This window comes from Pseudarthrobacter sp. IC2-21 (genome assembly GCF_034048115.1).
Lineage (GTDB): Bacteria > Actinomycetota > Actinomycetes > Actinomycetales > Micrococcaceae > Arthrobacter > Arthrobacter naphthalenicus.
Genome location: NZ_CP139145.1, coordinates 794,104 through 811,545 on the forward strand (window position 1 = coordinate 794,104; position 17,442 = coordinate 811,545).

Consider the following 17,442-nt stretch of genomic DNA (forward strand, 5'->3'; position numbering starts at 1 on the left):
ACGCCGTGGTTATTGTTGCAAATGTTACGGAGGTCACATGTGAGGTTGACCATGCGGTCCAGGCTCAGGCGGGCCCGGGTTCTTCTTCGGCCACCACCAGGCTCCGCTCCTGCAGCAGCGCCTCCAGCAGTTCCGCCACGTGAACCGGCGACTCCACCCGGAACTCTGCCTGGGTGAAGTCCAGTCCGACCTTCACGCCCACATCGCCGGGCTCAAGCCGGCCCAGGGCATCCTCGTCGGTGACATCGTCTCCGGCGAAGAGGACCGCCGTCGCCCCCGTAATCTGGCGCAGGAAGGTCAGGCCTTCCCCCTTGGACGCGTTGACCACAGAGGTTTCCAGGACGCGCTTGCCGGTTTTCAGGAACACGCCTTTGTGGTCCTGGAGGAGGGAACGGGCCGCAGCCACCGCGTCCTCGGCGACGTCGTCCTCAGCGAGGCGGGTGTGCAGGACCACGCCGGCGGGCTTGTCTTCCAGCAGCGTGCCCGGCGCCTGCTCCACGATTTCCTCAAGCAGGCCGCGTACTTCGGCGAGCAGGATTCGCTGGTCCTCGTCGAGGGTCAGCTCCGTGGAGCCGGGGCCGAGCCAGGCTTCAGCCCCGTGGCTGCCGATCAGCAGGGTGTCCACCGGGGGCGACGCCACCGCACGCAGGGAGGCGAGGGCACGGCCTGAGAGGAGCGCCGTCGTCGTGCGCGGAAGGGCGGCCAGCCCGGCGAGGGCGGTAGCCGAACGCGGGAGCGGGCGGGCGTCTCCGGCGCGGTCCACAATCGGGGAAATGGTGCCGTCGAAGTCCAAAGCCACCAGCAGGTGGTCGGTCCCGGCGATGCGCCGGACGGCCTCCCGGAGTTCGGGGGACAGGGCGAGGGGATGCTTGGCGGGGCGGCTTTCAGGAGTCATCGCGGACAACCTTTTCGTTCAGGGCGGCGAGGAAATCCGCCGACCAGTGGTCGACGTCGTGCTCCAGGATCTGCTTGCGCATGGCGCGCATGCGGCGTGCAGCCTCCCGCGGGGACATGTTGACCGCGTGCATGATGGTGTCCTTGAGGCCGTCGATATCATGCGGATTCATCAGCAGTGCCTGCTTCAGCTGGTCGGCCGCGCCGGCGAACTCGCTGAGCACGAGGGCGCCGTCGTTGTCCTTGCGGGCGGTGACGTACTCCTTGGCCACGAGGTTCATGCCGTCACGCAGGGCCGTGACCAGCATGACGTCCGCGGCGAGGTACAGCGCCACCATCTCCTCCACCGGGTAGCTGTGGTGCAGGTAGCGCACGGCCGTGTTTTGGATGGTGTCGTAGGTGCCGTTGATGTGGCCCACCGTGCCCTCGATCTCCTCGCGCAGGAGCCGGTACTGCTCCACCCGTTCCCGGCTGGGGCTGGCCACCTGGATCAGCGTGGCATCGGTGACGGCCAGCTTGCCTTCGTTGAGGAGCTCCTCAAACGCCTTGAGCCGGTGCCGGATGCCCTTGGTGTAGTCCAGGCGGTCGACACCCAGCAGGACGGTCTTGGGGTTGCCGAGGTCCTGGCGGATCTGGCGGGCCCGTTCGATGATCTCCGGCTTGTGCGCCAGTTCATTGATGTGGGCGACGTCAATGGAAATGGGGAAGGCCTGGGCCCGTGCGATGTGGGTGATTTTGCCGTCGTGGCCCTTCACATGCACCTGCTGCTGCTTAACGCTGGCGCCAAGGAACCGGCGGGCGGAACGCATGAAGTTGCCGGCGTCGCTGGGGCGCTGGAAGCCGACGAGGTCGGCTCCCATCAGGCCGTCGATGATGGCCTTGCGCCAGGGCAGCTGGGCGAAGATTTCCGGCGGCGGGAAAGGGATGTGGTTGAAGAACCCGATCCTCAGGTCCGGCCGCGCCTCGCGGAGCAGCCGCGGCACAAGCTGCAGCTGGTAGTCCTGGACCCACACCGTGGCACCGTGGTCCGCGTGGTGCACGACGGCGTCGGCGAACCGCTGATTGACCTTGCGGTACGCGTCCCACCACGTCCGGTGGAACTCGGGCGGGGCGATGACGTCGTGGTAGAGCGGCCACAGGGTCGCGTTGGAGAAGCCCTCGTAGTAGAGCTCGACGTCGTCCGTGCTCAGCTGGACCGGGACCAGGTCCATGCCGCCGTGGCTGAAGGGCTTGACGGTTTCGTCCGGGGCGCCGTGCCAGCCCACCCACGCGCCGTCCGTTTTGGTCATCATGGGGGCGAGGGCTGTCACCAGCCCGCCGGGGGAGCGGCGCCAGCCGGAGCCGTCGTCTCCGCTCTCACCGGGCGCGGTGCGGTCAACAGGCAGCCTGTTGGACACCACCATAAAGTCGTACTTGGTGGGCGACCGGTGGCCGCGCGGGGCCGGGTGGCCTTCGGGTACGGCTGTAGGTTTTTCCTGGACGGGTGTTTGCATTGCGGCCCCCTGGGGTTGCTTGTGCCTTTAAGCCACCTTAATAGGATGGATACTTCGGGGCCATTCGTCCGCCGGTATCAGGGACTAATACTTGAAAAGGCAAGCTCTCAGGTTTCTGTCCTAAAATGGATGGAGTCGCCACAGAGTGGTCCCCCTATGTCGATCGACCCTAGGAACACATGAGCCCCGCAAATGAAATACGTAAGTCCAAGGCTGAGCGCACTTCGGAGGCGCGCGAGAAGGCCCGCCTGATCCGGGAGGCCCAGCTTAAGAAGGACAAGCGCAACAAGCTGCTGATCGGCTGGGGCATCGTGGTGGCCGTGGTGGCCATCCTTGCGGTGGTGGCTCTGGTGGTGACCACGACGATGCGGCAGAACGCGCCCATCGCCGATCAGGGACCAACTCCGGCCAACGGCAACATTCACGGCGGCATCACATTGCTCGCCAACTCCGAGGTTGCCAAGTCCGAACCGGCCACCGTTGACGCCGCGTCCGTGGGTGAACCGCCGCAGGCCGCCCCTGCCGAGGTGGTTGCGCCGGGCGCCCAGGCCGAAGCCGGCAAGCCGGTCAAGGTGGTCCTGTACATCGACTTCATCTGCCCGGTCTGCAAAAACTTCGAGGCCCAGTACAACGAGCAGCTGACCTCGCTGCGCAACGAGGGCAAGATCAGCGTCGAATACCGCGCCCTTGGCTTCCTGGACAGCCGGTCCTCCACCAACTACTCCTCCCGTGCAGCCAACGCGGCCGCCTGCGTTGTGAATGAGTCCCCGGAAAAGTACGCCGCCTTCGTTGATGCGCTCTTCGCCAAGCAGCCTGCCGAAGGCTCCGCGGGCATCTCCGACAATGACCTGAAGAAGATGGCCACCGACGTCGGGGCCAAGCCCATCGACACCTGTGTGGATGATAAGACCTACCGCCCGTTCGTGAAGTTCACCACCAAGGAAGCCGCCGCCATCGGTGTGACCGGCACGCCCACCGTGTTTGTTGATGGCCAGCAGTGGGGCAAGGGCGCCAGCGCCCAGACCCCGTTCCCGGACTTCCTCCAGGCCGCGATCGCCGCGAAGGGCTGATCCGTCCGCAGCCCAGCTGAAAAATGGCCCGGTCCCGGTTCGCTCCGGGGCCGGGCCATTGTCGTTTCTTTGTGGGCCGCGCTGCGCTGGGCCATTGACGACGGCGGTGCGCGCGTTTTTACGAGCGGGCGGACTTGGGCTAACCTTATCTAGCGCCGTTCAGGCGCACACCCGGTATGGGTGCGCCTCCTTAGCTCAGTTGGCCAGAGCACCGCTCTTGTAAAGCGGGGGTCGTCAGTTCGAATCTGACAGGAGGCTCCAGTTCTCCCGTGTGTAGTCTTCCGCGGAATCCTGCCGGGTGGCATAGCCGGACAATCCACAGCGGACCTGCCGCAGGGCACTCTTAAGCGGGCGTCTCTTCGGCCCACACGGCCTTGCGGAGGATTGCCCGCAGCGAGGCCACTTCCCGCTCGGAGAGCATGCTCAGGTGCCGGGCTTCGGCGGCCTTGGTGGCCTTCTGTGCCGAGCCGTGGACCTTCCGGCCTTCCGCGGTGGCGGCCACCAGCTTCTGCCGCCGGTCCGAAACCCCCGGCTTCCGTTCCACCAGGCCGCGCTGCTCCAGTTCGTCAATGAGGGCGACAATCTGGCTGGGGTCAAGGCTGAGGAACTCAGCCAGCTCCCGCTGCGTAGGGCCGAGGTTGCCGCAGGCCAGCGCGAGCACCGAGTAGGAGCGCTCTTTCAGCCCGAACTCGGCCAGGGCGGCATTGTTCAGCACACTTCCGGCCGCGTGCAGCTTGGCCAGCAGGAAACCCATGTCATTGCTGATGCTGGATTCCGCCAGTCTCGAGGAAGGCTCGCTGGAGTTTACGGCGGCGTCCGTTGCCTGGAGTGTCATGATGCCTTTCGGGCCGGCGGGCTGCTTCGTTGAATTATTCAATGATCCCACCGAACGCCGTGTTGGCGGAAATTCCGGACCCGCGGCGCGGGTCGGAAGCAGCGCAAGTTTGGATGCAGAAATAAATGATTGACTTTTTCAAGGATTTGGTTTCTTATTGAACCAGACAAGGGAGACGGGCATCACATGCCGGCCTCCCGGGGAATCCGCCGCAAGGGCGCAATGCAAAGGAGCAGCGATGAGCCTGTCAGGGAAAGTAGCAATCGTCACCGGAAGCGGTCAGGGACTTGGCCTCGCCTACGCCCGGGAACTCGCACGCCAGGGGGCCGCCGTCGTCATCAACGACGTCAACGCCGACACGGCCGCCCAGGCTGTGGCCCAAATTGAGGCAGACGGAGGCCGCGCCACCGCCGTCGTCGCTCCGGTGGGCAGCACCGAAGCCGCCAAGGCGCTGGTAGAAGGCGCCGTCAAAGCCTTCGGCCGCCTGGACATCCTGGTGACCAACGCGGGCATCCTGCGGGACAAGTCCCTCCTGAAGATGACCGACGAGGACTTCGACCTGGTCATCAACGTCCATCTGAAGGGCACCTTCACCTGCGTCCGCGAGGCATTCGCCTACTTCAAGGAAAACAACATCCCGGGCAGGATCATCACCATCGGTTCCCCTACGGGCCAGCGCGGCAACTTCGGCCAGACCAACTACGCGGCAGCCAAGGCCGGCATCGTGGGCATGGTCCGCACCTGGGCCCTGGAAATGAAGAAGGCCGGCGTCACGGTCAACAGCGTGATTCCCGTGGCCGCCACCGCCATGACCAAAACGGTCCCGTACTTCCAGAAGGCCGTTGAAGCCGACGAGCGCGGCGAAGTCATGCCCTCCTTCTTCCGGCATGACCTGGGCTTCGGAACGGCCGACGACGTCGCCGGCCTGGTTGCGTTCCTCGCCTCCGATGCCGCGGCAGGGATCACCGGGCAGGTCATCGGTGCCGGCGGAGACCGGCTGCAGGTTTGGACGCACCCCGAGGCAGCCACCACCGAATACCGCGAGGGCGGGTGGAGCTACGACGCCCTGCTCGAGAACGCCGGTGAGCTGTTCAACGCCGACACGCTCCAGAGCTACGGCGAGGAATTCCTCCCGCTGCCCGAGGAGCTCAAGCCCGAGCCGGCCCCGACCCGCTAGCCACCCTGCTCCGGCCACCTGACTTAAGGACATCTGTATGCGTTACGAACTCGGCATCGATGCCGCCAAAGTCGATGCGATTGACATGCACGTTCACCTGGAGGTGGACGGCCACGGCCATGAATCGCTGCCGCCGGCCCTGACCGAGGCGTCCGCGAAGTACTTCAAAGCCGAGGACCGTTCCCCGTCCCTTGACCGCATCGCTGAAACCTACCGGGAACTGAACATGGCCGCCGTCGTGTTCACCGTGGACGCGCGGACCCAGCTCAAGCACGAGCCGAACAGCATCCCGGACCTGATCGCGGGCGCCGCGAGGAACAACGATGTGCTCATTCCGTTCGGCAGCGTGGACCCGCGCACCGGGGAAGAAGCGATCGCCAGGGCCAAGCACCAGGCCATTGAACTCGGGGCCCGCGGTTTCAAGTTCCACCCCTCCCTGCAGGGCTTCGACCCCTCCAACGAGCAGTTCTACCCTCTCTGGGAAACACTCCAGGAACTCGGACTGCCCGCGATCTTCCACACCGGCCAGAACGGCATGGGCGCAGGCCTTCCCGGCGGTTACGGCATCAAACTGGGCTACTCCAACCCGCTCCTGCTTGATGCAGTGGCAGCCGATTTCCCCGAACTGCAGATCATCATGGCCCACCCCTCGGTGCCGTGGCAGGACGAGGCCAACTCCATCGCCACCCACAAGGCCAATGTCTTCATTGACCTGTCGGGCTGGTCACCAAAGTACTTCCCGGAGTCCCTGGTGCGGATGTCCAACTCGGTCTTGCAGGACAAGGTTCTGTTCGGCACCGACTTCCCGCTGATCACTCCCCAGAAGTGGCTCGGCGCGTTCGCGGACCTCCCCCTGAAGGACGAGGTCCGGCCCAAAATCCTCAAGCACAACGCCGTCCGCCTGCTCGGGCTCGGAGGCTGAGATGCGCACCGAAACCACCCTGGCCGCAGGTCAGGCAACGGCAAGCCCGGAACGACTGTACGGCGTCTGTGACTACTACGACGCCGAATCGCTGCTGACCGACGGCGAACGCCGGGTCCTGGGCAGGCTTCGCAGCTTCCTGGACGAGAAGGCGCACCCGCTGCTGGCCGATCACTGGGAGCGCGGCGAGTTCCCCGCCGAATTGGGCCAGCCGCTGATCGACCTGGACCTGATGGAACCGGCCGAACTGACGGGCGGGGCCTCCGGTGCTCAACCTGTTCCGGCCCGCGGCATCTACCAGGGCTTCCGGATCTTCGAACTCGCCCGCACGGACGCTTCGCTGGCCACCTGGTACACCGCACAGGCGGGGCTTTTCCGCACAGCCATCCGTGTGGGCGCCTCCGAGGCCCAGCAGCGGGAGTGGATGCCAAGGGTGATCGACTTCTCGCTCAAGGGTGTCTTCTCACTCACCGAACCCGAGTCCGGTTCGGACATTGCCGGCGGACTGTCCGCCACGGCACGGCGCGAGGGGGACGGCTGGATCCTGGACGGCGAGAAGCGCTGGATCGGCGGCGCTTCCACCGCGGATGTCCTGGCCGTGTTCGCCCGGGATGTGGCGGACGGACAGGTAAAAGCCTTCCTCGTCGAGCGGGAGGCGCCCGGGGTGACGCTGGAGAAGATCCACGGCAAGACGTCCCTGCGGATGATGCAGAACGCCCACATCACCCTCACCGGGGTCAGGGTGCCCGAGGTCATGCGCCTGCACAACGTGAACTCCTTCCGCGACGTCGCGGCGATGCTGCGGGCCATGCGCTCGGACGTCGCATGGATCGCCACCGGCCTCCAGGCCGGCGCGTTCGAAGCGGCCCTGGGCTACGTCAATGAGCGTAAGCAGTTCGGCCGGAGCCTCGGCTCGTTCCAGCTGGTCCAGGAGAAACTCGCCCGGATGCTCGGGAACGTCACGTCCTCCCTGTCCCTGGTGGTGCGGCTGACCGAACAGCAGGCCAAGGGCATCTACCGCGACCAGGACTCAGCCCTGGCCAAAATGCAGACGTCGTTGCTGATGCGCGAAACAGTGGCTCTGGCCCGCGAGGTGGTGGGCGGCAACGGCATCACCCTGGACACCGACGTTGCCCGCTTCCATGCGGACGCCGAAGCCGTCTATTCCTACGAGGGAACCCACGAGATCAACGCACTCATCATCGGCCGGGCCCTCACCGGCGAAAGCGCCTTCACCCGCTGAGCGGCGCCAACCACCCGCTGAGCGGCGCCAACGGCGGAAGCCCGGCAGCCGCCGTCGTACTTACACAAAAACAAAACAACCAACCACACCTCACCAGGAGGCAAAGATGCCCAACCTCGTCGTCGACTTTGACAAACTGCTCACCCTTTCCGGCACCGATCTCGGCGCCACCGAATACATCGAGATCACTCAGGAACAAATCAACAAGTTCGCTGATGCGACCGGTGACGACCAGTGGATCCACGTGGACCCTGAGCGCGCCAAAGACGGGCCGTTCGGCGCGCCGATCGCGCACGGTTTCCTGACCCTCTCGCTCATCATCCCGTTCTGGGGCGAGCTGTTCGACGTCGAGGGCGTCACCACCAAGGTCAACTACGGCCTGGACAAAGTCCGCTTCACGTCCCCGGTGAAGGTGGGCTCGCGCATCCGGATGCAGGCCACCATCGCCGAAGTCACCGAGGTCAAGGGCGGCGCCCAGATCAAAGTCGCCAGCACCATCGAAATCGAAGGGCAGGAACGCCCCGCCGTTGTGGCAGAGTTCCTGGCCCGGTTCTACAAGTAGACCCCAACCTTTCTCCACAGCAGTCAAAGAAGGAACAACAATGTCCGTAGTCAACCAGCTGCAAGCCATGGGCACTGCCGAGCGGCGCAAGGAAGCGCGCACCGTCATCGCCTCCAGCTACCTGGGCAGCACCATCGAGTACTACGATTTCCTGCTTTATGCCACCGCCGCCGCAGTAGTATTCCCGAAGGTCTTCTTCAGCGGGATGGACGACTGGGTGGGCGTGGTGGCCGCCTACGGCACGTTCGCCGCCGGCTACGTGGCCCGTCCCCTGGGCGGCATCATCTTCGGCCACTTCGGCGACAAGCTCGGCCGCAAGAACATGCTGATCATCTCCATGCTGATGATGGGCATCGCGTCCACGCTAATCGGTGTGGTCCCGGATGCCTCCGTGGCGGGCCCCTGGGGTGCGGTGCTCCTGGTCCTCCTCCGCGTTTTCCAGGGCATTGCCGTGGGAGGGGAGTGGGGCGGTGCAGCACTCATGGCGCTGGAACATTCCGAATCCGGCAAGCGCGGCTTCGCGGCCTCCTTCGTCAATGCGGGCGCTCCCACAGGCGCCGTCCTCGGCACACTCGCCATGGGCGCATTCGCTGCCCTGCCCAACGACCAGTTCCTCAGCTGGGGCTGGCGCGTGCCGTTCCTTCTCTCCTTTGTCCTGCTGGGCGTGGGCATGTTCGTCCGCCTCAAGGTTTCCGAAAGCCCCATCTTCAAGGCTGCGCTGGAACAGGAAAAGGCTGAACAGGCGCAGGCTGACATGGAGGCCGCACAGGCGGGCATCACCGCCAAACGCGACATTCCGCTGCTGCTGGTTTTGCGCCGGCCCAAGACCCTGATCTTCACCATGCTCGCCGGCGCCGCCGGCTTCGCCCTGCAGGTGGTCCTGGCAACCTTCTCCGTCACCTACGCCGTATCCAAGGGCGCGGACCGGCAGGGCGTGCTGTACGCGTTTGCGGCGGCGTCAGCCCTGTCCATCGTGTTTGTCATCCTGGGCGGGAAACTCTCCGACAAACTGGGACGCCGACCGGTCATGATCGGCGGACTGGTCCTGTTCATCATCTACCTCATTCCGATGTTCCAGCTGCTGTCCTCGAACAGCATCATGCTGATCTTCGTGGCTTTCGCCATCGGCCTGATGATCCACTCCACCCTGTTTGGGCCTCTGGCAGCCTTTGTGTCCGAGCAGTTCGGCACCACGTCCCGCTACACCGGGGCATCACTGGGCTACCAACTGGCCACCCTCCTGGGCGCAGGCTTCACCCCCGGCATCGTGGCCCAGATCTTCAAGGACTCCGGCCAGGACACTGCCTCGGTGGTCACCTACCTGGCCGTCATGTCCGTCGTGTCGATCGTTTTCATCCTGCTCACCCGGGAACCGAAGAACAACAACCTCCTGACAGTGAAGTCCTGACACCCGGCCCTCAAAGTCCGTATCAGCGACCCCACCTCACAGCAGAAAGGATTTGCCGTGGAAAACTTTGGCATCGGCTCATGGCTGCAGCGCCGCCGTCCCAAGTCCGGCAGCAAGGCCGCGCTCATCAGCGGCGACCGGGAGACCAGCTACGGGGAGCTCGCTGACCGGAGCGCCCGGCTGGCCAGCGCCCTCCGGGACAGGGGAGTGACGAAGGGGGACCGGGTGGCCTACCTGGGCGACAACCACCCGTCATTCCTTGAAACGCTCTTCGCCTGCGGCCAGCTCGGCGCCATCTTCGTCCCCCTCAACACCCGCCTGGCCCCGCCGGAGATCCAGTTCCAGCTTCAGGACTGCGGCGCAGAAACACTCATCCACGCCGGGAGCCTGGCCGGCCTCGCCACGGCCGGCGTGGCAGGCACGGGAGTCACCTGGCGCATCTCAGTGGATGATTCCGCCGGGGCGGCGGCTGCCCCCGAAGCGGCCGGCGGACAGGGCACGACGGCGGCGGAGGACTTCGACACGGTACTCGCCTCAGGTGCGGACCAGTACGTTGATGTGCCGGTGGAACTCGACGATGGCGCCTTGATCCTCTACACCTCCGGGACCACGGGCCGTCCGAAGGGCGCCCTGCTGACCCACGGCAACGTCACCTGGAACTGCATCAACGTGATCGTGGACTTCGACTTTTCCTCGCAGGACGTGGCGCTGATGATTTCGCCGATGTTCCACGTGGCGTCGCTGGACATGGGCGTCCTGCCGACGCTCCTCAAGGGCGGAACGGTCATCCTCGAATCCAGATTTGATCCGGCCAGGATCCTGAGCCTGATCGAGCAGTACAGCGTCACGACGATGAGCGGGGTCCCAACCACCTATCAGCTCATCTGCGAACACCCGGCGTGGGCAACAACCGATCTCAGCTCGCTGAACAAGCTCACCTGCGGGGGATCCGCGATCCCCATGCGGGTGCTCGACGCCTACGAGTCCCGGGGGCTCCAGATCGGCACCGGTTACGGCATGACCGAAACCGCCCCGGGAGCGACGGTCCTCCCCGCGTCGCGGTCCCGTGACAAGGCCGGTTCCGCCGGGCTTCCGCACTTCTTCACCGATGTCCGGATCGCCGACCCGATCGCCGGCATCGCGGCACCGGGAACCGTGGGGGAGATTCAGATCAAGGGCCCCAACGTGATTAGGGAATACTGGCGCAGGCCCGACGCCACCGCCGAATCCTATGCCGACGGCGGCTGGTTCAAATCCGGCGACCTCGCCTACACGGACGAGGAAGGATTCGTGTTCATCGCCGACCGGCTCAAGGACATGATCATTTCCGGCGGCGAGAACATCTACCCGGCAGAAGTGGAGCAGGCCATCAGCGAACTTGACGCCGTGGGCAGCGTGGCAGTGATCGGGGTTCCGGACGAGAAATGGGGCGAAGTTCCCCGTGCCGTGGTGCTGCTGCGGGACGGTGCCCGGCTCACCGAGGCCGAGTTGCGGACCCACCTTGAGGGCAGGCTGGCGCGCTACAAAATCCCCAAGTCGGTGGTGTTCGTGGATGAGATGCCGCGCACAGCCAGCGGAAAGATCAGAAAGGCCGATCTGCGGAAGCAGAGCCCGGCCCAGCCCTGATGCGTCGGTCCCTGCCGGGCCAGCGCTCCACGGGAAGGAAGTCAGTGCTCCATGGGAAGGAAGAGGACGATATAGATCCCCAGGCAGGCGAGGACAAGGACGCTGGCCGCGATGGCTGCGGTTGAAACGACGTCGGGAGTGATGGCTTCCTGGTTGATGCCGTTGATTGCGTGGTGGAAGCGTCGCTTGCGGGAGAAGATGATGGCCAGCGCTGTGGCCAGCGGTGCCGCGACCAGGGCGCTCACAACCAAGCCGTGGTGAGGCATCCAACGCAGGAACACTGCGGCCGCAACCACAAGGGACAGGGTGGTGCGACCCCAGGCCAGATCCGTGCGTTCCGGTTGGAGTCCCGGGTCCCCATGGCTAGGTGGTCTACGTTGTGAGGTCACGGCTCAGAAGGGGCGGCCGAGGACGAACACCATCATTGTCCCGGCCACGAGTGCGCCGCCGATTGCCAGGATCGGGGCAGTCCAAGGCAGCGGAAGCGGCTCCTTGCGACGCATGGAGCGCTCAACCTTCAGCCAGCGGAAGAACGACCCGCCCCCAATCAGGAGTGCGAGCACGAGCAGCAGAACGGCTACCGACTTACGCAATCCGGCGCCGAAGAGCTCGGCCGCGAAGGCTTCGACGGCGACCCCTCCGGCCAGCAACGCGAGCGCGGTCCGGATCCACGCCAGGAAGGTGCGTTCGTTTGCCAGCGTGAACCGGGGGTCAGGCTCGGTGCCGCCGCGCAGGACACGCTCCGAGAAGCCGGATCGTTCCCTGCCAGGCTTGAGGTCCTCCATTGCGTTTCCTTCCACGTTCCTTCCTGAGTTACGGCAGTGTGATAGCCCCGGAGTGGCGACTTACCTCTCCGGGGCCACGCACGTGCCTTGGGCTGCGGTGCTTATGCCCGGTGGCCTGCCTCCAAGGACGCCGGCGACGCGATGGACGCCGGCGCCGCGCCGGCAACGGTGGCCGAACCAACAGGGGATGCAGCGGCCGCGGGGACGGCAGTTGCATCAAGGCCCAGCCTGCGGCGGTCGCGCTGCTGGTTGACGAAGACCAGCGCAAGGATGCCGAACGTCAGCAAAAGACCGCCAGCAAGGGCGAAAGCTGCCCGGTAACCTTCAGCAGGCGTGGCCGCACCGCCGATCAGGAAGCCGGAGACCGCCGGCGCGAAGACTCCGCCGGTGGTGAGGACTGCATTGGCGATGGACAGGTTGGCACCGCGCTGCCCAATGGTGGTGAGCTCTGCGACCACGAGGTAGGTGATGGCAAAGAGTGCCGGGGCAGTGCCGAAGCCGAAGACCATGAGGGCGATCGACAGCGCCGGGGAAGCGGTCATGGTCGCCCCAACCAGGCAGGCCCCGGCAAAGGAGCCTGCGCCGCCCAGTACCCAGCCACGTGCCTTCCTGGTGGGAACGCCCTTCAGATGCAGGCGCTGGGTCAGCGCGCTCAAACCGACGGTGGCGATGGTGCCCCAGGCGGCCGGGAGGGCGATCATGGCACCGGACTGCTGCCCGGTGAAGCCCAGTACGTTCTGGAAGTAAGCAGGTCCCCAGGACATGGCAAGGGTGAACGTCCAGTAGCCAAAGAAGGAGGCAAGCACCGCAAAGATCCAACTGGGGGAGAGGATGGTGCGCCAGTAGCTAACCTTGGCCTCCGAAACCACCGGAGCTTCTTTCGGCGCGATGCCGTCGATTTCCTGCTCAGCCTTCCGGCTGGTGTACGGGCCTTCCTTACCCACGGTGACCCAGAAAACAGACCAGATCAGCCCCACGGTGGCCAGCACCGCGAATGCGGTCTGCCAACCGAACTGCCCGATGACCCAGGCCAGGACGGGGGCGAATGCCACGATGCCCAGGGTCACGCCGGATGAGGCCAGTGCCGCCGGGGTGGCGCCCTTCTTCTCGGGGAACCACTTGTAGATGCCATGCATCAGAACCGGCGCCAGCGGGCCTTCGCCGGCTCCCAGCAGCAGGCGGCTTGCCCAGAGTGCAGGCAAGGAGGCGAACAGAAGGATGGGGACCTGGGCTACGGACCACAGCAGGCACAGGACCAGCAGGATCCACTTGCTGGACACCTTGTTCGCGATGGGTGCGGCCACGAGCTGGGCCACGCCGAAGGTCAGGAACATGGCACTGCCCACGAGACCGAACTGTTCGGGCGTGATGCCCAGCTGTTTCATCAGCGGCACGGCGGCGATGCCGAGGACTGCCTTGTCAGCCCAGCTGAGCATCATCAGGAAGAGAAGGCTGAACGTCATGAACCAGCCGTAGCGGTTGCGCTTAGCCCGGGACCAGGTGCGGGGATCGCGGGAAGCCGCGGTGCCCCGCTTTGCGGTGAGGGGAGTTTCAGACACTTGATGCCCAATCGTTGAAGGGGAAGTCTTGCCGTTTGGAGCGGCGTTTCCTTGACTCTAAGCTCGTGTGATGGGCCTTACATTTGAGCTTTCCGTTGGGCGGAAAGCAGCTTTCCGGGGTGCCCTGCCGCTCCGTCAATGGTGCCGTCACGGTGGCCAACGAAGGCCAGCAGCGCCATGCCCACACCGCTTAGCGCGCAGGTCAGCCACCACGTAGTGCCCCACCCCCCGGTGCTGGTGGCGAGCAGGGCAAACAGCATGGGTCCCAGAAAGTTTCCCACATTGAAGATCTGCTGCGTCAGGCCCAGCACTGCGGTGACGGAACCGTCCGCGGGGGCAATGCGGACAGAGTACCTGGTCACCGCGGCTGGGATGAGCCCGCCGACGGCGGAGAACGCTGCAATGAAGGCGACCTGAAAAACGATACCGAGGCCGGTGCTTTCCCAGTCCACGGCGAACGTTGCCACCGAGGCGGCTGCCATTGCCAGGAAGGTCCAGAAAATAATTGTGCGCTCCGAGAGACCGCGTTGGATGAGCGGTCCTGCGCTGAGTGCGCCACACGCGTTGACTCCGCCCACAATAGCGCTGAGGATGCCAGGCAACGGGCCTTCCAGCCCGGCTGACCGGTAAATGGACGGCAGGAAACCGAGCACGGCAATCCACTGCGCGGTGTAGCAGGCAAAGACCAGGCCGATGATCCACGGTTGGCGGGTGGACACAGTCCGGGCCACCTTGCGGACCGCGGCCCGCAGACCGGTATCAGCAGGGACCACGTCCCGCGGCACCCGGCGCAGCAGCAGGGGCACGGGCAACAAGGTAACGACGGCCATCACCAGCCACCACTCGCGCCAGCCGGCCGCCTGCAGGAACAAAGCCCCGGCGGACAGCCCAATGAGGGTGGCCATGCCCTGGAACGCGCCCCAACTTGCCAGCGCCACGTTCAAGCGCGGAGGCGGGGTCACCTGGCGGATCAGGGCAGGGGCGACGACAACCGCCAGCAGGAACCCGATGCCTTCCAGAGTCCGCGCTGCCATTAACAGTTCGGTGCTGGGGGCCATCGCGCCGAGCGTCGATGCGACGCTCAGCAGGACGAGCCCGGCTAACAGCAGCCTGCGGAGACCCGCCAGTTCCCCGCCCACGGCCGTGACCAGCCCTCCTACGACGCTGGCGAGCTGGATAATCCCCAGAAGCAGCCCGGCCTGGATCAGCGTTGTGCCCAGATCGGCTTGAATGCCGGCCAGAGCAGCAGGGAGCTTCCAGATATGCATGGCCGCTGCGATCCCCGCCGCCAGGACGGCAAGCCACGCCCCGTCCGCCGTCGTCCGTCTGTCATCGGATGCCTTCGCGGGCAGCGGCTGTCTCAAAGTGGGGTCCTTGCTGACGGATAGCGGGGCGGTTTCAGCTTTCTTAGGCCGGTGCCAGCACCGGCTTGCCAACGGGGAACCGCTGGCCGCTGACGGCGACGTCCACGGGGCCGTCAAATGTTGAGGCGGCACGGCTGCGCCACCATTGCGGCTCGGCTCGGCCGGCCAGGTGGGAGAGGACAAGTCGTCCCACGCCAGCGGCGGCCGCTATGCGGCCTGCTCCCTCCGGCGGGGTGTGGGCGATCCGCTGGTGGTTCAGGAACTCCGGCGCGAAACCCTTGTCCGCATAGAAACCCAGGTTGACTGCTTCGTGCACCAGAACGTCCGCGCCGTGGGCCAGCACAGCCAGGGCGTCGCATTCCGCCGTGTCGCCGGAGAAGACCACAGAGCCGGCGTCGGTCTCGAAGCGAAAGGCCAGCGCCGGGCGAACCGGCGGGTGTTCCACCAGGATGCCGGTGACTTTGACCCGGTCATCCTCGTAGACGTCAAAGGGGCGCTGCGCCGCGGCCGACCCGTGAGCGGGGGTGACCAGATCCACGGTGCGCACCAGGGACGCCAGCTCCGGGCGTGCCTCATCGTGCACCCGGATGTCGATGTCATACGAGAAGGCCTTCAAAGAGTGGGACACCAGCTCACCCGTCCCGGAAAGCCCTGCACCGCCGGTGCGGGTGGCATCCTTGCCCGGACCCACGATGGAGACGGGCCCGGTGAAGCCCTCCACCGGCTTGCCCCAGTTCCACAGCAGGAAACCGGGAAGTTCCACCACATGGTCCGAGTGCAGGTGGGTGACAAAACCTGCCACGAAATCCTTGCCGCGGAGCCCCGCCTCGTGGGCTGCGCGGGAGCAGCCCAGGCCAAAATCCACCATGTAAAAGGCATCGCCCACCACCAGTGCGCTGGAGATGCCGTTTTCCGGTCCGCGGATGGCCGGGCCGGCGGCGGTGCCAAGAGTGATCAGTTCGACGCTCACAGGAAAGTCCTTCTGCAGAGTTGCGGGGTCAGGAATGGGGACGGGCATTGATGACGCGGGTTTCCAGGTATTCCTCCAGCCCCCAGCGGCCACGTTCACGGCCGATGCCGGATGCCTTCCAGCCTCCGAAGGGGGCGTCCGGCTCCACCAGGGTGTGCTGGTTGACCCACACCGTCCCGGCCTCAATCCGCGAGGCCGTTGCGTAGGCGCGGTCCTGGTCGGGGGTCCAGACGGAAGCGCCCAGTCCGAATTCCCCTGCATTCAGCCCGGAGATGGTCTCATCGAGGCTGTCGTACGCCACGATCGGCAAGGCCGCCCCGAACTGTTCCTGTTCCACCAGGTCCATGCCCGGCTCGGCGTCAATGACCACCGTGGGGGAGAGGAAGTAGCCGGGCAGATCGCAGCCGGCGGAGCCGCCGGAGAGGACGCGGGCACCGGCGCCCACGGCAGAGTCAACAAGTCCACGGACCAGTTTGAGCTGGGACTCGTTGTGCATCGGTCCCATGGTGGTGCCGTCCACGATGCCGTGGCCCAGCACATGACGGGAAGCTTCAGCGGCGATGGCCTCGGCCAGTTCCGTGCTGCGGCTGCGCGGAACATAGACACGCTTGACCGCCATGCACACCTGGCCGGCGTTGCGGAAGGCACTGCCGACAATTCCGCGCGCGGTAACGGCAATATCAGCATCTTCAAGGACGATGGCCGGATCGTTGCCGCCAAGTTCCATGGTGACGCGCTTGACCGTGGAAGCGGCCTGCTGGGCGATGGATATGCCAACGTCCGTGGAGCCGGTGAACGAAATCTTGCGGATGCCGGGCGAGGTGCTCAGCGCAACATTCACCGTCCGCCGCGAACTGGTCCGGACTTGCAGCACCCCCGCGGGGAGAACCTCATTGAGTAGATCCGCGAGCGCGATGGTGGACAGGGGAGTGGACGGGGAAGGCTTGGCGATCACAGTGCACCCGGATACCAGGGCGGGGGCGAGTTTCACGCTGAGCAGGGAGATGGGGAAGTTCCACGGCGTAATGGTGCCGACCAGGCCGACGGGCCGGTACTGAACCTCCAGCGTCCTGTCGGCCCGCGGCGCGAGGGCCTCGGCTTCGTCCCATTCCAGGTTCGCGTAGTACTCAAAAAGTCCGGCCGCCACGGTGAATTCACCCGCGGCCTCGGTTTTGGGTTTGCCCTGTTCCAGCGAGAGCAGGGTTGCCAGCGCGTCCAGGTCGCGGCGGATCAGGGCGGCTCCCGCACGCAGGGCGTTGCGGCGGGCCTCCCGGTCGGCGGCCCAGCGGGGTGCGGCTGCACGGGCTGCCGCGACTGCCTGTTCGACGTCCTGCTGCGTGTTTTCCGGAGCGCGCCCCACCAGCTCGAGAGTGGCCGGGTCGCGGACCTCGTAATGTGCTGCCGTCATGGTGGTCCTTTCGGCCGGGTGCGAATTCTTATCCCAGTGTCATGGCACCGGTCACACTCCACCCGGATCTTTCCGCCCAACGGAAAGGCTGCGAGAATCGGTTGGTTCGCGTTGCCACTATGGAGT

The 17,442-nt window shown here is 65.6% G+C and carries 16 protein-coding genes and 1 tRNA gene; 8 read left to right on the top strand and 9 right to left on the bottom strand.

Annotation, left to right across the window (positions count from 1 at the left end; genetic code table 11):
* Positions 1-64 precede the first annotated feature (64 nt).
* A complete protein-coding gene (otsB, locus tag SBP01_RS03705; protein WP_275214608.1) occupies positions 65-895 on the bottom strand; it encodes a trehalose-phosphatase in 831 nt (276 codons plus the stop codon).
* A complete protein-coding gene (locus SBP01_RS03710; protein ID WP_275214607.1) occupies positions 885-2,387 on the bottom strand; it encodes an alpha,alpha-trehalose-phosphate synthase (UDP-forming) in 1,503 nt (500 codons plus the stop codon). The genes otsB and SBP01_RS03710 overlap by 11 nt, the downstream gene beginning before the upstream one ends.
* Before the next feature lie 179 nt (positions 2,388-2,566).
* Between SBP01_RS03710 and SBP01_RS03715 the strand changes: the two genes are divergently transcribed.
* On the top strand, positions 2,567-3,457 hold the full coding sequence (locus tag SBP01_RS03715; RefSeq protein ID WP_275214606.1) for a DsbA family protein: 891 nt from the start codon (positions 2,567-2,569) through the stop codon (positions 3,455-3,457).
* Between the two features lie 184 nt (positions 3,458-3,641).
* Positions 3,642-3,718, top strand: a tRNA-Thr gene (locus tag SBP01_RS03720).
* An 82-nt stretch (positions 3,719-3,800) separates the two neighbouring features.
* Here the strand turns inward: SBP01_RS03720 and SBP01_RS03725 are convergent.
* Positions 3,801-4,292 carry a MarR family winged helix-turn-helix transcriptional regulator gene (locus tag SBP01_RS03725; protein ID WP_275214605.1) on the bottom strand — a complete coding sequence of 164 codons (492 nt, stop codon included), beginning with the start codon at positions 4,290-4,292 and terminating at the stop codon, positions 3,801-3,803.
* A gap of 238 nt (positions 4,293-4,530) precedes the next feature.
* Between SBP01_RS03725 and SBP01_RS03730 the strand changes: the two genes are divergently transcribed.
* The 6 genes from SBP01_RS03730 to SBP01_RS03755 all read left to right on the top strand — a co-directional run bounded on the left by SBP01_RS03730 (position 4,531) and on the right by SBP01_RS03755 (position 11,230).
* Positions 4,531-5,469, top strand: coding sequence for an SDR family NAD(P)-dependent oxidoreductase (locus SBP01_RS03730; protein WP_275214604.1), 939 nt, complete (start codon positions 4,531-4,533; stop codon positions 5,467-5,469).
* 31 nt (positions 5,470-5,500) lie between these two features.
* On the top strand, positions 5,501-6,391 hold the full coding sequence (locus SBP01_RS03735) for an amidohydrolase family protein (protein ID WP_320538277.1): 891 nt from the start codon (positions 5,501-5,503) through the stop codon (positions 6,389-6,391).
* A gap of 1 nt (position 6,392) precedes the next feature.
* Positions 6,393-7,634: an acyl-CoA dehydrogenase family protein gene (locus SBP01_RS03740; protein WP_320537519.1), complete on the top strand. Its 1,242-nt coding sequence runs from the start codon at positions 6,393-6,395 to the stop codon at positions 7,632-7,634.
* Positions 7,635-7,740: 106 nt separating this feature from the next.
* The gene (locus tag SBP01_RS03745; RefSeq protein WP_320537520.1) at positions 7,741-8,196 is read left to right on the top strand and encodes a MaoC family dehydratase; all 456 of its coding nucleotides are present in this window, start codon (positions 7,741-7,743) and stop codon (positions 8,194-8,196) included.
* Between the two features lie 40 nt (positions 8,197-8,236).
* Positions 8,237-9,604: an MFS transporter gene (locus SBP01_RS03750; protein WP_320537521.1), complete on the top strand. Its 1,368-nt coding sequence runs from the start codon at positions 8,237-8,239 to the stop codon at positions 9,602-9,604.
* Between the two features lie 57 nt (positions 9,605-9,661).
* Positions 9,662-11,230, top strand: coding sequence for a long-chain fatty acid--CoA ligase (locus SBP01_RS03755; protein WP_320537522.1), 1,569 nt, complete (start codon positions 9,662-9,664; stop codon positions 11,228-11,230).
* Between the two features lie 41 nt (positions 11,231-11,271).
* On the opposite strand, the gene SBP01_RS19735 is transcribed toward SBP01_RS03755, so the two are convergent.
* The 6 genes from SBP01_RS19735 to SBP01_RS03790 all read right to left on the bottom strand — a co-directional run bounded on the left by SBP01_RS19735 (position 11,272) and on the right by SBP01_RS03790 (position 17,316).
* Positions 11,272-11,619: a DUF202 domain-containing protein gene (locus SBP01_RS19735; RefSeq protein WP_414004259.1), complete on the bottom strand. Its 348-nt coding sequence runs from the start codon at positions 11,617-11,619 to the stop codon at positions 11,272-11,274.
* 3 nt (positions 11,620-11,622) lie between these two features.
* Positions 11,623-12,015 carry a YidH family protein gene (locus SBP01_RS03770; RefSeq protein ID WP_320538278.1) on the bottom strand — a complete coding sequence of 131 codons (393 nt, stop codon included), beginning with the start codon at positions 12,013-12,015 and terminating at the stop codon, positions 11,623-11,625.
* A 101-nt stretch (positions 12,016-12,116) separates the two neighbouring features.
* A complete protein-coding gene (locus tag SBP01_RS03775) occupies positions 12,117-13,574 on the bottom strand; it encodes an MFS transporter (protein WP_320537523.1) in 1,458 nt (485 codons plus the stop codon).
* A 77-nt stretch (positions 13,575-13,651) separates the two neighbouring features.
* Positions 13,652-14,938 (bottom strand): MFS transporter, encoded by a 1,287-nt coding sequence (locus SBP01_RS03780; protein ID WP_320537524.1) that lies wholly within the window; start codon positions 14,936-14,938, stop codon positions 13,652-13,654.
* A gap of 43 nt (positions 14,939-14,981) precedes the next feature.
* On the bottom strand, positions 14,982-15,908 hold the full coding sequence (locus SBP01_RS03785) for an MBL fold metallo-hydrolase (RefSeq protein ID WP_320537525.1): 927 nt from the start codon (positions 15,906-15,908) through the stop codon (positions 14,982-14,984).
* Between the two features lie 28 nt (positions 15,909-15,936).
* The gene (locus SBP01_RS03790) at positions 15,937-17,316 is read right to left on the bottom strand and encodes an aldehyde dehydrogenase family protein (RefSeq protein ID WP_320537526.1); all 1,380 of its coding nucleotides are present in this window, start codon (positions 17,314-17,316) and stop codon (positions 15,937-15,939) included.
* Between the last annotated feature and the right edge of the window lie 126 nt (positions 17,317-17,442).